At 32.0% G+C, this 14,878-nt stretch carries 14 protein-coding genes; all 14 read left to right on the top strand.

Annotated features, from left to right (window positions below; genetic code table 11):
• Positions 1-236 precede the first annotated feature (236 nt).
• From FHK87_RS09830 to neuC, 14 genes are read left to right on the top strand one after another with little or no spacing between them, the layout of a single operon-like run.
• Entirely contained in the window at positions 237-1,109 is an 873-nt protein-coding gene (locus FHK87_RS09830) for a M23 family metallopeptidase (RefSeq protein WP_140592502.1), read from the top strand.
• Between the two features lie 8 nt (positions 1,110-1,117).
• Complete coding sequence (locus FHK87_RS09835; protein ID WP_140592503.1) at positions 1,118-2,617, top strand: GH3 auxin-responsive promoter family protein; 1,500 nt, start codon at positions 1,118-1,120, stop codon at positions 2,615-2,617.
• A 23-nt stretch (positions 2,618-2,640) separates the two neighbouring features.
• A complete protein-coding gene (locus tag FHK87_RS09840; RefSeq protein ID WP_140592504.1) occupies positions 2,641-4,338 on the top strand; it encodes a DUF6909 family protein in 1,698 nt (565 codons plus the stop codon).
• Entirely contained in the window at positions 4,338-5,342 is a 1,005-nt protein-coding gene (locus FHK87_RS09845; RefSeq protein WP_140592505.1) for a hypothetical protein, read from the top strand. The genes FHK87_RS09840 and FHK87_RS09845 overlap by 1 nt, the downstream gene beginning before the upstream one ends.
• A gap of 44 nt (positions 5,343-5,386) precedes the next feature.
• Positions 5,387-6,355, top strand: coding sequence for a type I phosphomannose isomerase catalytic subunit (locus FHK87_RS09850; protein WP_140592506.1), 969 nt, complete (start codon positions 5,387-5,389; stop codon positions 6,353-6,355).
• A gap of 4 nt (positions 6,356-6,359) precedes the next feature.
• Positions 6,360-7,376 (top strand): dTDP-glucose 4,6-dehydratase, encoded by a 1,017-nt coding sequence (rfbB, locus tag FHK87_RS09855; protein WP_140592507.1) that lies wholly within the window; start codon positions 6,360-6,362, stop codon positions 7,374-7,376.
• A 41-nt stretch (positions 7,377-7,417) separates the two neighbouring features.
• Positions 7,418-8,275 (top strand): glucose-1-phosphate thymidylyltransferase RfbA, encoded by an 858-nt coding sequence (gene rfbA / locus FHK87_RS09860; RefSeq protein WP_140592508.1) that lies wholly within the window; start codon positions 7,418-7,420, stop codon positions 8,273-8,275.
• A gap of 37 nt (positions 8,276-8,312) precedes the next feature.
• Positions 8,313-8,870, top strand: coding sequence for a dTDP-4-dehydrorhamnose 3,5-epimerase (gene rfbC / locus FHK87_RS09865; RefSeq protein ID WP_140592509.1), 558 nt, complete (start codon positions 8,313-8,315; stop codon positions 8,868-8,870).
• A complete protein-coding gene (gene rfbD, locus FHK87_RS09870; protein WP_140592510.1) occupies positions 8,854-9,726 on the top strand; it encodes a dTDP-4-dehydrorhamnose reductase in 873 nt (290 codons plus the stop codon). The genes rfbC and rfbD overlap by 17 nt, the downstream gene beginning before the upstream one ends.
• A gap of 16 nt (positions 9,727-9,742) precedes the next feature.
• Positions 9,743-10,930, top strand: coding sequence for a UDP-N-acetylglucosamine 4,6-dehydratase (locus FHK87_RS09875; RefSeq protein ID WP_140592511.1), 1,188 nt, complete (start codon positions 9,743-9,745; stop codon positions 10,928-10,930).
• A 4-nt stretch (positions 10,931-10,934) separates the two neighbouring features.
• A complete protein-coding gene (locus FHK87_RS09880) occupies positions 10,935-12,074 on the top strand; it encodes a LegC family aminotransferase (protein ID WP_140592512.1) in 1,140 nt (379 codons plus the stop codon).
• Positions 12,071-12,715, top strand: coding sequence for an acetyltransferase (locus tag FHK87_RS09885; protein WP_140592513.1), 645 nt, complete (start codon positions 12,071-12,073; stop codon positions 12,713-12,715). The genes FHK87_RS09880 and FHK87_RS09885 overlap by 4 nt, the downstream gene beginning before the upstream one ends.
• The gene (neuB, locus tag FHK87_RS09890; protein ID WP_140592514.1) at positions 12,712-13,713 is read left to right on the top strand and encodes an N-acetylneuraminate synthase; all 1,002 of its coding nucleotides are present in this window, start codon (positions 12,712-12,714) and stop codon (positions 13,711-13,713) included. The genes FHK87_RS09885 and neuB overlap by 4 nt, the downstream gene beginning before the upstream one ends.
• Entirely contained in the window at positions 13,710-14,861 is a 1,152-nt protein-coding gene (gene neuC, locus FHK87_RS09895) for a UDP-N-acetylglucosamine 2-epimerase (protein WP_140592515.1), read from the top strand. Before neuB ends, neuC begins: the two co-directional genes overlap by 4 nt.
• Positions 14,862-14,878 lie beyond the last annotated feature (17 nt).

Here is a 14,878-nt window from a genome sequence, read left to right on the forward strand (position 1 = left end):
TATAATTAATTTAGATTACAAATTTAACAAGAAATGCCGAGATCAACACAATTAAAATAATCTTTAACCAAATTAAATCAGAGGAAACCTGTTAGATTTATGTTTTTATACATATAATTTAAATTTATTTTATGATTTCTAAACGATTTGCATGTTCAAAACGTTTTAAACTAATATCACCAGATTACGTATATTTGTAGTCATTACGATCAATATTTGATATTTCTTAGAGGAGCATGCCAAAGAAAAAGAAAGAACAGAAAAGAATAACCAGAAAGCTACTTAATAAGTACCGCTTGGTGATTCTTAATGAAGATACTTTTGAAGAAAGAATCTCTTTTAAGCTTAATAGGCTTAATGTTTTTGTTATGGTTACCATTACATCTATTCTTCTTATTTCGGGAACCATATTTTTGATAGCATTTACACCACTCAGAGAATACATACCAGGATACTCATCTACATCACTTAATTTGAAAGCGACTAGACTTGCTACAACCACAGATTCGTTAGAATCTGTAATGATTTTACATCAAAACTATTATAGTTCGATAAGAAAAGTACTTACAGGAGATGTTAAGACTGTAGAATTTGATAAAGATTCTGCGGTACAAGCGCAAAAGTTGAACACAGAAGAGGTTGACTTGACCCCTTCTCAACAAGATATTAAGTTAAGAGAAGAGGTATCTAAAGAGGATAAGTACAATTTGTTTGAGGATGAAAAGTCTGATGTTGATTTTTCACTTTTTCCTCCCGTAAAAGGAAATATAACATCTGCTTATAACGTAAATGAAAAACATTATGGTATTGATGTAGCTGTCCCAAAAGATACACCTGTAAAATCTGCAGCTTCAGGAACAGTTATTTTTTCAGAATGGACCGCAGAAACAGGACATGTGATGATCATCAAACATGATAAAAATCTAATTACAGCATATAAACACAATGCTTCACTTACCAAACAACAAGGAGAAAAAGTAAGAGCGGGAGAAGTGATTGCTACTGCTGGTTCTACAGGAGAATTATCAACAGGACCGCATTTACATTTTGAATTATGGAAGGATGGTTATCCAACAGACCCTTCTAACTTTATTGATTTTGAACAATAAAATTATCTATGTCTTTAAAATCATTTGGGGCTAAAGTTTTTGCCAAGCACATTCGTAAGAAAATCAATATTTGGGCATCAAACCCTATCAAGACTCAAGAAAAAGTTTTTAAATATCTGATCGAAACCGCAAAAGATACCGAGTTTGGAGTAGATCATAATTTTCAGGAAATACAAAATCATGCAGATTTTGTAAAAAAAGTTCCGATTCGAGATTATGAGCAGCTTAGGCCCTATGTCGATAAGGTTGTTGATGGAGATAAAAATATTCTCTGGCCGGGAATTCCATTATACTTTGCAAAAACATCAGGAACAACCAGTGGATCAAAATACATCCCCTTGACCAAAGAATCAATCCCTACACATATAGCAGCAGCTAGGAATGCTATTTTATGCTACATCGAAGAAACAGGAAAGAGTAGCTTTGTAGATGGTAAAATGATATTTCTTCAAGGAAGTCCCGAATTAGAAGAAAAAAATGGCATCAAGCTAGGAAGACTTTCAGGAATTGTAGCACACTATGTTCCCAAATATCTTCAAAAAAACCGAATGCCAAGTTGGGAAACAAATTGTATTGAAGACTGGGAAACAAAAGTAGATGCTGTAGTAGAAGAAACAGTAGATCAAAACATGACAGTCATTAGTGGGATTCCTCCCTGGGTGCAGATGTATTTTGAAAAACTTCAACAAAAAACAAACAAAGACATAGGAGATATCTTTAAGAGTTTTGAATTGTTTATTTATGGTGGTGTAAACTTCCAACCTTACAAAAACACTTTTGAAAAATTAATAGGAAGAAAAGTGGCAGGTATCGAGTTATATCCTGCTTCCGAAGGTTTTTTTGCATTTCAGGATCGTCAAAAAGAAAAAGGAATGTTATTGCAGTTAGATTCTGGTATGTTTTATGAATTTGTTAAAGCAGACGAGTTTTTTGACGAAAATCCAAAAAGACTTACGATTGGTGAAGTAGAAACAGATGTTAATTATGTTATGCTCGTATCTACCAGTGCTGGATTGTGGGCATATAATATTGGTGATACCGTACAATTTAGAAGCCTTTCTCCGTATAGAGTCGTGGTGTCGGGTAGAATAAAACATTTTATCTCTGCTTTTGGAGAACATGTCATTGGAAAAGAAGTAGATCAAGCACTCAAAGACGGAGTAGATGCTACAGGGTCTCTTATTAATGATTTTACAGTTGCTCCTCAAGTCAATCCAAATGATGGATCATTGCCCTACCACGAATGGTTTATAGAATTCAAAGAAACACCAGATGATATTGATGCCTTAGTTATGGCTATCGAAAAGTCATTGAGAACACAAAACTCATATTACGATGATTTGATAGAAGGAAAAATACTGAGTACCCTCAAAATAACCAATGTTCCTAATGGAGGATTTCAAAAATACATGAAATCTGTTGGCAAACTAGGAGGTCAAAATAAACTACCAAGACTATCTAACGATAGAAATATTGCAGATGCGCTCACAACTATGATAGACAAATAAGTTATATTTGCTACGAAAAACATATGGCTAATCTAAAATTACAAGGAAGAACAAGGGCACAAGAAAGTTCTAGTGCAATAGAGCGCATGTATATTACAATGCGTCATTTATTCAATCGTGGATTTTATAAACCGATGGGCGTTTCTGGTGATACACTTAGAGAAGCACTACTCACATTACGACCTGAAATCTATGGATCAATAGCAGAAGAAAAAGTAGAGCTTAATGGCTTGCTATATGTGATTGATCGCTTACCAATAGGTATAGAAGAGTGTAGATACATAAACCTCACAAGTGATGAAGGGTATAAAAACTCACATTTCAAAGTAATTGTACCTCCCAAAAGACGCAGAAACTGTTATCGTATTGACGAAGAACAGATGAATATTGAGATCACTAGAGGCCGATCTGAAATCTATGATATTTTGACTCATATTACATTTTTGTTTATTGAAGCGCATAAGATTATGGATCGTGTTGTTATCAATGAACAAGGAAGCGTTACCAGAGATTGGCAAAAGCTTGAAAAAGCAGTATTGTCTAAGAAAGAATTGACTAATGTCGAAAGAGAAGTTGCATTAACACATACAGCCAATATTTTAGGAAGAACATTTGAAGAAGTATCATCCTTATATAGTAGTTTTTCATGCCTAGAGAATAAAGAAAGATTCTTACACATAATCTATTGGTTAGGTAAACTTGCTATTGAAGAATCAATAGAAGACAAAAAGCGTATTGTAACATTTAGCCCGGTGCTTAGAGAGCGATTAGGGCATCATATACATGGAGAAATTTGGGCTACCGAAATAAAGAAAAAATTACAGGAGCTAGACATATTAAATAGACCAATACATATTATTAGTGCTAATATGCATAGTGTGATGAATACACTGTATGCTCCTTCAGCTTTAAAGGTAGAACTTAAAAACAAAAGTACTTTTGATATTTATGAGGCACTAAGCGAACAAAAGAATGATAAGCTTAGGGCAAAAGTTCAAAAACTAGCCTTGCAAAAAGGAATGACCTATATAGAGGATCATAGTGGTGCAAACATTAATGTTCAGATTTTTGATACAGCCAAATATATCGAGAATGAATACAAAAACCTTATATCTGACCTTGATGAACATCAAAAACCAGTTATAGTTGTTATGGATTATGCTTTTGGAGAGCAAGCATATGAGACAATGGATGAACTATTGAAACCATATACAACGCCAGAAGGTATTAAGACTCATATTGATGTAAAATCGATTTCGATTATGGGTAAAGCAGGAATATTAGAAGGAGGCAAAGGAGATATTATGATTCCTACTGCACATGTTTTTGAAGGAACAGCAGATAATTATCCTTTTAGGAATCAACTGAAAAAGAAAGATCTTGAAGGTAAAGGAATTGATATCTATGATGGCGCAATGATAACAGTATTGGGAACTTCTCTTCAAAATAGAGATATTCTCAAATTTTTCCACGATTCTACATGGAATGTTATTGGTCTAGAAATGGAAGGCGCTCACTATCAAAAAGCGATACAATCTGCATCAAAACTTAGAGGAAGTATAAGTCCAAAAGTAAAAGTAAGATATGCATATTATGCATCAGATAATCCTCTAGAAACAGGAAGTACATTAGCATCAGGAGGATTGGGTACTACAGGAGTAAAACCAACGTATCTGATTACCGAAAAAATAATAGAGCAAATATTTAACGAAAAACAATAATGAATCAAAACCAACATACAGATGAGATAGATCTAATGCAACTTTTTAGCATGATCAAAGAAGGTTTTAGAAGTTTTCTAAAACTTATCATTTCTGTAATCCTATTTTATAAGAAAAAAGCCATTTTGTTTATTATTATTTTGATACTAAGCGGTGGTTTAGGTTATTTTATGGATAAATATCAAGGTGCAGGAACTGATTATGTACAAGAAGTTATTATAGAGCCTAAGTATAATAGTACAAAATTTATTTATGGTTTTATAGAAGAATTTGAGGATAATTTAAAAGATGAAAATTTTATAAAAAAAATAGGAATTGACCTCTCTGAAGTTGAAAATATAAGTGAGATAACCATAGAACCTGTTGTAAAAGGAACAGATGTTTTAGATGACCTTCAAGATCGATATGAAAATCGAGAGTTTTTTAAAGATGTGATGGAAGCATATCAGGAAGACCAATTAAAAGAAGAAGGGTTTCGAGATTTTTACAAGCATCATTTAATTACTTTTAAATTTAAAAGCAATAAAGAATACAATAATAATATCACAGAATCGATTCTTAATTATATTAAATCAAATGAATATTATAAAGAACTAGCATTATTTATACAAAAGCAGAATCGAGAAAACCTTAATAGAAATAAAGCTTCGATTGATTTTATTGATAAATATCTTAAAAATCTCGAAGAAGCACCTTTACAAATTGAAAAAGAAAATGTAATCATTAGTAGAGATCAAGAAAATGAAATGCCAATGGTATCTGTAGCTTCTCTCTTACAAAAGAAAGAACTTTTGATAGAAATGGTCAATGAACAAGAACAAACATTAGCTTTTGATCAAGATATATTTACTTATGTTTACAATAGTGATGTAATTAGTAAAAAGAAAAAATTACTAGGCAAATCTATGCTATCATTACCCTTAGTTTTCTTTGTAATCGTTTCTTTGATTTTCTTTTTAAGGTATTTATTTAGAGAAGCTAATCGTTTTGTAAATAATCAGTAGTTTTTAAAATATATAAATGCTCTTAAATAAATACGAATGAGACTATGTTATATCCACTAAAATTTCATCCAATTTTAAAAGAAAAAATCTGGGGAGGCAATAAACTACTTGATGTTTTAAAAAAACCTGTTTCTGGAAACAACACTGGAGAGAGCTGGGAGATTTCTACGGTCAATAATAACATTTCTATTGTTTCTAATGGCATATTTGCAGGAGAACAATTAGATAGTCTTATCAAAGAGCATAAAGAAAAAATATTAGGAAAAAAAATATATCAACAATTTGGAGATCAGTTTCCTTTATTGATTAAATTTATAGATGCTAAAGAAGATTTATCTGTTCAATTGCATCCTAATGATGAGTTAGCAAAGAAAAGACATGACTCTTTTGGAAAAACCGAAATGTGGTATGTTGTTCAGGCAGATGATAGTGCGCAATTGATTGTGGGCTTTAATAAAGACACCTCTGTAGAAGAATATCAAGAATATCTGGACAACGGAAAAGTAATAGATCTACTTAATTTTGAAAACGTTTCAAAAGGTGATAGTTATTTTATTAAAGCGGGAACAATTCATGCTATAGGAGGAGGGTGTTTGATAGCAGAAATACAGCAAACATCTGATATCACCTATAGGGTGTATGATTGGGATCGTAAAGATAGTGAAGGGAAATCAAGAGAATTACACACAGAGCAAGCATTAGAGGCATTGCATTTCGAATATGACAACTCCCATAGATTACACTACGATTCAGATATTAATACTCCCAATAACTTAATCTCTACAACATATTTTACTACAAATACATTAAATATAAAATCTAACTTAGTAAGAGATTATAGCACTATAGATTCATTCAAAATTTTGATGTGTGTAGAAGGAAATGGCAATATTATACATGAAGATACTTCTTATGCTATCAATTTGGGTGAAACCTTATTAGTACCTGCAAAAATTGATAAAGTTAGGCTAGAAAGTGACAATAAATTGAAACTTTTAGAGGTTTATATTTAATATTATGAAGAAGAGTATATTAGTGACAGGCGGAGCAGGGTTCATTGGCTCAAATTATATAAATTTCAAAGTAAACGACCCCGAAGTAAGGATAATTAATTTAGACAAACTTACTTATGCGGCAGATATAAACAATATCAATGTTAACGATGCTTATAATTATCACTTCATAAAGGGAGATATCTGTGATGCAGATTTGATCACCAAAATTTTTGAAGAATATAATATTGATACTGTTGTACACTTTGCAGCAGAATCACATGTTGATAATTCTATTACAGGTCCAAAAGCATTTATAGAAACGAATATTGTAGGTACTTTTAACCTATTGCAAACGGCCTATCAATTGTGGATGGAGGGACCAAATCAATACAATCCAGATTATAAAAATGCACGTTTTTTACATGTTTCTACAGATGAGGTTTATGGAACTTTAGGAAAAACAGGTCTTTTTACAGAAAATACACCATACGCACCAAATAGCCCGTATAGTGCATCTAAAGCCTCTTCAGATATGTTGGTTCGTAGTTATTTTCACACCTATGGATTACCAGTAGTCACTACAAATTGTTCAAATAATTATGGTCCTAAGCAACATGACGAAAAATTGATTCCGACCATTATTAGAAAAGCAATTAATGAAGAAGAAATCCCTATCTATGGTGATGGTAAAAACATTCGAGATTGGTTGTATGTTGAAGATCATTGCAAAGGGATAGATCTAGCATTAAACAAAGGAACAGTTGGAGAAACATACAATATAGGAGGTAAAAACGAAAGAGAAAACATATACATTGCATCAACGATCTGTACTATTTTGGACAGAGTTCATCCAAGAAATAATAATAAGAAGTATGAAGAACTTATTACTTATGTTACTGATCGACCAGGTCATGATTTTAGATATGCCATTGATGCTTCTAAAATAGAAAATGATTTGGGGTGGAAAGCCAAAGAAAACTTTGAGACCGGGATTGAGAAAACTATATCTTGGTATCTAAAAAAGTATCACAAAGATTAAAACATATCAATATTATATTTCTATTGTAAAAAGCACTTTTAATGAAAGGAATCGTATTAGCAGGAGGCTCAGGAACACGTTTACACCCACTTACTTTGGCAATAAGTAAACAACTTATGCCTGTTTACGATAAACCAATGATCTATTATCCAATCTCAACTTTGATTTCTGCAGGAATACGGGAGATTCTTATCATTTCTACACCTCAAGATTTACCGTTATTCAAAAAATTACTGGGAACAGGAAATCAATTTGGTTGTGATTTTCAATATGAAGTTCAAGAACAACCTAATGGCCTGGCAGAGGCATTTATAATAGGAGAATCATTTATTGGTGAAGATAAAGTTGCGCTAATTCTGGGAGATAATATATTTTATGGCTCAGGATTAGAAGTACTTTTAGAAAACAACAACAATCCAGATGGAGGTATTATCTATGCCTATCATGTTCAAGACCCCGAGAGATATGGAGTTGTTGATTTTGATGCTGATGGAAAAGCAATTTCTATAGAAGAAAAACCAAAAAAACCGAAATCTAATTACGCCGTTCCAGGTATTTATTTTTATGACAATCAGGTTGTCGAGATTGCAAAAAATATAGTTCCAAGTAAAAGAGGAGAGCTGGAGATAACAGACGTTAATAATGCCTATTTGAAACAAAAGAAATTAAAAGTTAGTATACTAGATAAAGGTACAGCCTGGTTAGATACAGGGACATTTAATTCATTAATGCAGGCAAGTCAGTTTGTTCAAGTGATTGAAGAAAGACAAGGACTCAAAATAGGGGCTATAGAAGAGGTAGCTTATAAAAAAGGATTTATTGATAAAAAAAAACTTCATGAGTTAGCAAAGCCTCTTTTAAAAAGTGGGTATGGACAATATTTACTACAATTAGATTAATTAATTGTAGGAATAAAAAAGCTTATAGTAATACAAAATGCAAATCGAAAAAACATTTATAAACGATTGTTTCATAGTAAAACCTAGCGTTTTTGGGGATAGTAGAGGCACTTTTTTTGAAAGCTTTAATCAAAAAACATTTGAAGAAGTCACAAAATTAAAAATAAACTTTGTTCAGGATAACCAATCTATTTCTAAAAAAGGTGTTTTGAGAGGTCTTCATTTTCAGACGGGTTTATACGCGCAAGCAAAACTAGTTAGAGTAATTAAAGGAGAGGTGTTGGATGTAGCGGTTGACCTTAGGCCTAATTCCAAGACGTATAAAAAACACTTTTCGATTATCTTAAATGAAGAAAATAACTTTCAGTTATTTGTTCCAAGAGGATTTGCTCACGGTTTTATTACACTAAGTGATAGTGCAATTTTTGCTTATAAGTGCGATAATTTTTATCACAAAGCATCAGAATCAGGAGTTATCTACAATGACCCTGAACTTAATATTGATTGGAAATTAAATCGTTCTTTAATTTCACTATCAGAAAAAGATCAACAACTATCTCAATTAAAAGATGTTGAACATGCAAGAGAAATCTAAAAAAAATAAAGTACTGGTTACAGGTTCAGATGGGCAATTAGGACAATGTTTGAAAAAGATTAAAAATAGTTATCTGAACTTAGATTTTCATTTTACAAATTCAAAATCTTTGAATATTGTGGAGAAAGATAAGATAGAGCACTTATTTTCAGAACATGAATTTGATTTTGTAATCAATTGTGCTGCATACACCAATGTAGAACAAGCTGAAAAAGAGCCCACAAAAGCTTTTTTAATAAATGCTGAAGGAGTAAAAAACCTAGCAGAAGTTTGTAAGAAGCATAAAACAACTTTAATTCATATTTCTACAGATTATGTATTTGATGGAAAGAAAAAAACACCTTATACAGAAGAAGATCTACCAAATCCAATAAATGAATATGGAAAATCCAAACGTAAAGGGGAGGAATATATAGAAGAAATTTTAGAATCATACTTTATTATTAGAACGTCATGGTTGTATTCAGAATTTGGTAAAAACTTTTATAAAACGATTATTGAAAAATCTAAAACAGAGAAAGAACTGACAATAACAACTTCTGAGATAGGAACACCCACCAATGCTAATGATCTTGCAAGATTTGTTCTTGATTTGATTCAAATAAATGATAAAAAATATGGGATTTATCATTATAGCAATTTAGGAGAAGCTACTTGGTATGAATTTGCTAAAGAAATATTAAAACTTTTAGGCAAGCATGAATCTGTGATGCTAAAAAAAACGAATAATTACCCTACTTTTGCAGTTCGACCAGAATATAGTGTTTTGAGTAAGGAAAAAACGCTAGAAATTTTTAATACTAGCATCTTAAATTGGGCGTTGTCTATGTCCGAGATTGATAAATTTATGCAGTAAAATTTTAAGGTATAGAATGGATATTTTAAAACTAATAGGAAGAAATACAGAATTATTTTCAGAAGATATTGAAGCAAAAAAGATTGAGTTAGAAGGTATTGTTTCTAAATCATCATTTTTGGTTATCGGGGGAGCTGGTTCCATAGGGCAAGCTGTAACAAAAGAAATTTTTAAAAGAAATCCTAAAAAACTGCATGTTGTTGACATTAGCGAGAATAACTTGGTGGAGTTAGTGAGAGATATCCGGAGTTCTTTTGGTTATATAGACGGTGATTTTAAAACTTTTGCACTAGATATTGGATCAATAGAATATGATGCATTTATAGATGCTGATGGAAAATATGATTATGTTCTTAATCTATCTGCTTTAAAACATGTAAGAAGTGAAAAAGACCCTTTTACATTGATGAGAATGATTAATGTAAATATTTTTAATACAGAAAAAACATTGCTTCAATCAATTGATAAAGGCACTAAAAAGTATTTCTGTGTATCGACTGATAAAGCAGCAAACCCTGTTAATATGATGGGGGCTTCAAAGCGGATTATGGAAATGTATTTGATGAGAAGAAGTAAGGATATAAAAATTTCGACAGCACGTTTTGCCAATGTCGCTTTTTCTGATGGGTCTCTACTTCATGGGTTTGATCAGCGAATCAAAAAAAGGCAACCTATAGTAGCTCCTAATGATATTAAAAGATATTTTGTGATACCTAAAGAATCAGGAGAACTTTGTTTGATGTCTTGTATTTTTGGAGATAATCGAGACATCTTTTTTCCCAAATTAAATGAAAACCTTCATTTGATTTCTTTTGCAGATATAGCCATCAAATACTTAAAAGACTTAGGGTATGAACCTTATCTATGTAAAGATGAAGATGAGGCTAGGGATTTAATAAAAACATTACCCAAAGAAGGAAAATGGCCATGTTTATTTTCTTCAAGTGATACTACCGGAGAGAAAGATTACGAAGAGTTTTTTACAGATAAAGAGGTACTAGATATGAATAGATTTCAAAATCTGGGAATTATTAAAAATGATCTACATTTTGATGAAGAAGCCTTAGAAACTTTTACAAAAAAAATTCATAATCTTAAGCAAAATAGAAAATGGGATAAAAAAGATTTGGTTGATTTATTTTTTGAAATGATCCCTGATTTTGGTCACAAAGAAACAGGAAAATATTTAGATAGTAAAATGTAAATTTATGCATCAAGAATTCATATCCTTTGTAAAAAAAACATTTAATACAGAAGATTTTATTCCTCTTCATGCCCCTGTTTTTATAGGGAATGAAAAAAAATATCTGAATGAATGTATAGACTCTACATTTGTTTCTAGTGTAGGAAAGTTCGTTGATCAATTTGAAGAACAGATTGCTAAATATACAGGTGCAAAGTATGCAATTGCTACCTCTAATGGTACCGCAGCATTACACATTGCACTTTTAATGTCGGGAGTTGAGCAAAATGATGAAGTAATTACTCAACCTCTAACCTTTATAGCGACGGTGAATGCGATGAGTTATATTGGTGCTTATCCTGTTTTTATTGATGTTGATAAAGAAACATTAGGATTATCTCCAGAAAAATTAGAAGATTTTTTATCAAAAAACACAGAGATTATAGACGGGGTTTGTGTCAACAAAATAACCAAAAGAAAGATTAAAGCTGTCGTTCCAATGCATACTTTTGGATTTCCTTGTAAAATTGATCAAATCGTCTCTGTTTGCAAAAGATATAATATCGCTGTGGTCGAAGATGCTGCAGAATCTCTAGGTAGCTATTATAAAAACACACATACAGGAACTTTTGGTTCAATAGGAACATTCAGTTTTAACGGAAACAAAACTATTACTACCGGAGGAGGAGGTATGGTGATTACCAATGATGAGGTAATTGCAAAAAAAGCAAAACATATTACTACTACTGCAAAAATACCACATGCTTGGGATTATGAGCATGATATGATAGGTTATAATTATAGATTACCCAATATTAATGCAGCGTTGGGGTGTGCTCAAATGGAAGAATTAGAAAAGATTTTGACCAGGAAAAGAGAATTATCCAACAGATACGAATTATTTTTCAAAAATAAATCCATTACATATATTAAGGAACCCGAGAACTCATCATCAAATTATTGGTTAAATGCTGTCCTTTTTGAAAACCTTGATGAAAGGAATAATTTTCTTAAGCAGACAAATGAAAAAGGAGTGATGACAAGACCAATATGGAAATTAATGAATAGTCTATCTATGTATAGAGGTGCGCAAACTGGAAATCTAGAAAATGCCATGTGGCTTGAAGATCGAGTAGTAAATATTCCTAGTAGTGTTATAATATGAAACCATTATATATCGTAGGAGCTGGCGGAGCCGCAAAGGAGATTTATTTATTGATCAAAGAAATAAATAGGTCAAAGCTTACATATGATTTTAAAGGTTTTATTGATGTTTCTAAAGAAGACGTTCTAAGAATTGGGAATTCTAAATTTGATATTATTAATGAATCTGATTTTTTGAACAATTATTCTGATAAAGTATCTGTTGTATTGGGATTGGGAGATACAAATCTGATAAAAAAAATTATTAGCCGTTATAAAGAGCGATCAAATATAGAGTTTCCTAATATTATTCACCCTAATGTTTCCATAGATGAGAGTGTGCGATTAGATATAGGGAATGTAATCACAAATCAATGTGTGTTTACTGTAGACATTTCATTAGGTTCATTTAATTATATTAATAGAGGAGTTCATATTGGTCATGACTGTAAAATAGGCTCATATAATGTTATAAATCCTTGCTCAGTGATTTCTGGAGGCGTTGAAATAGGAGATGAAAATTTGGTAGGTACGAATGCTACTATACTTCAATATTTAAAAATTGGCTCAAATAACATAATAGGAGCTTCAGCACTCCTCACAAAGGATATTGCAAACGAGTTTCGTATGATAGGAATACCAGCAAAAAACATTCAACAATGAAAAAGACTATAATCATTGCAGAAGCAGGAGTAAACCATAATGGAGATATTGAACTTGCTAAAAAACTAATCGATGCAGCATCAGAAGCAGGAGTAGATTATGTTAAGTTTCAGACATTTAATTCTAAAAAATTGGTAAGCAAAAATGCTCAAAAAGCAAGTTACCAAAAAGAAAATACAGGAAACACATCCGAATCTCAATTGGCGATGTTAAAAAAATTAGAGCTAAGTAGAGAGATGCATATTGAGTTAATAAACCATTGCAATGCAAAAAACATTAACTTTCTATCTACAGGTTTTGATTTAGACAGCATTGATTTTTTAAATGAATTGAATATTGATTTATTTAAGGTACCTTCTGGCGAAATAACGAATTTACCCTACTTAAGAAAAATAGGTAGTTTAAAAAAGCCTGTTGTCATTTCTACAGGAATGGCAGACCTTCAAGAAATTGAAGATGCTCTTAATGTAATACTTAAGGCAGGTGTAAATAAATCAGATATCACAATATTACATTGCAATACAGAATATCCTACTCCAATGGTAGATGTTAATCTTAAAGCAATGAATACAATTAAAGAGACCTTTGGGGTGTCTGTTGGATATTCTGACCATACATTGGGTATAGAAATTCCTATTGCTGCTGTAACTATGGGAGCTACAGTTATTGAAAAGCACTTTACACTCGACAAAACTATGGAAGGTCCGGATCACAAAGCCTCCTTAGAACCAAAAGAATTAAAAGATATGGTAGCAGCCATTAGAAATATAGAGGTTGCTCTTGGAAATGGTAAAAAAGAACCTAGTAATAGTGAAATAAAAAATAAGGAAGTAGCGCGAAAAAGTATTGTAGCAAAAAAAGATATCAAAAAAGGTGATGTTCTAAGTAATGAGAATATAACTGTTAAGAGACCTGGTAGCGGTATTTCACCAATGCAATGGGATCATGTGATAGGCACAATAGCATCTAAGGATTACCAAGAAGACGATCTAATATGAAAAGTATAGCAGTGGTAACCGGAACAAGAGCAGAATATGGACTGCTCAAACCTCTTATCAAAGCAATTTCTGAGGATAAAGCATTCAAATTACAATTAATTGTAACAGGAATGCATTTATCACCAGATTTTGGCCTTACCTATAAACAGATAGAGCAAGATGGTTTTGTTATTGACAGCAAGGTAGAGGATCATTTGTCTGGAGACTCTGCAGAAGCCATAACTAAAGCAATAGGAACCGCAATGATCGGCTTTGGAGAAACATATAAGAGATTAGCTCCAGATCTGGTAGTAGTATTGGGTGATCGTTCTGAAATATTAGCGGCGGCAACAGCTGCCATGATAAAAGGAATACCTATTGCTCATTTGCATGGAGGAGAAACTACAGAAGGCGCATATGATGAAGGTATCAGACATGCAATTACCAAAATGAGCTACCTTCACTTTACTTCTGCAGAGGTGTATAGAAAAAGAGTCATACAACTCGGAGAATCCCCCGACAGAGTTTTTAATGTAGGTGCTATAGGAATAGATAGTATCAAAAATCTCAAATTATTAACTAAAAAGGAATTTGAAAGTTCCATCAGCTTTAATCTAAACAAAAAAAGCGTCTTAGTAACATTTCATCCTGTTACTCTAGAAAATGCTACTGCCAAAGGACAATTCGAAGAACTTCTAAAATCGCTCGATAAATTAGAGGAAACCACCATAATCTTTACCAAACCAAATTCAGATAAAGATGGAAGAGTAATTATAGAAATGATAGATGATTATGTAGTAAAAAACCCAGAAAAATCAATCGCATTTACCTCTTTGGGGCAATTAAGATATCTATCTGCGCTACAATATGTTGATGTAGTCGCAGGGAACTCCTCCAGTGGTATATACGAGGTTCCGATTTTCAAAAAGCCTACTATTAATATTGGAGATCGACAAAAAGGAAGACTTATGCCCAAAAGCATAATCAATTGTAAACCCATTCAAAAAGATATAGATAAGGCAATTCAAAAATCTTTTGATAAGGAATTTATTAAGCAGATACAAATGCAAAAAAATATTTATGGGAATGGTAATACAACATCGCAAATCATTGAGATACTTAAAACATTTGAATTAAAAGATATCAAAAAGTCTTTTCATAACTTGTAATCTATAAATGATTAAAA

It is taken from the genome of Aquimarina algicola (assembly GCF_006443095.1).
Taxonomy (GTDB): Bacteria; Bacteroidota; Bacteroidia; order Flavobacteriales; family Flavobacteriaceae; genus Aquimarina; species Aquimarina algicola.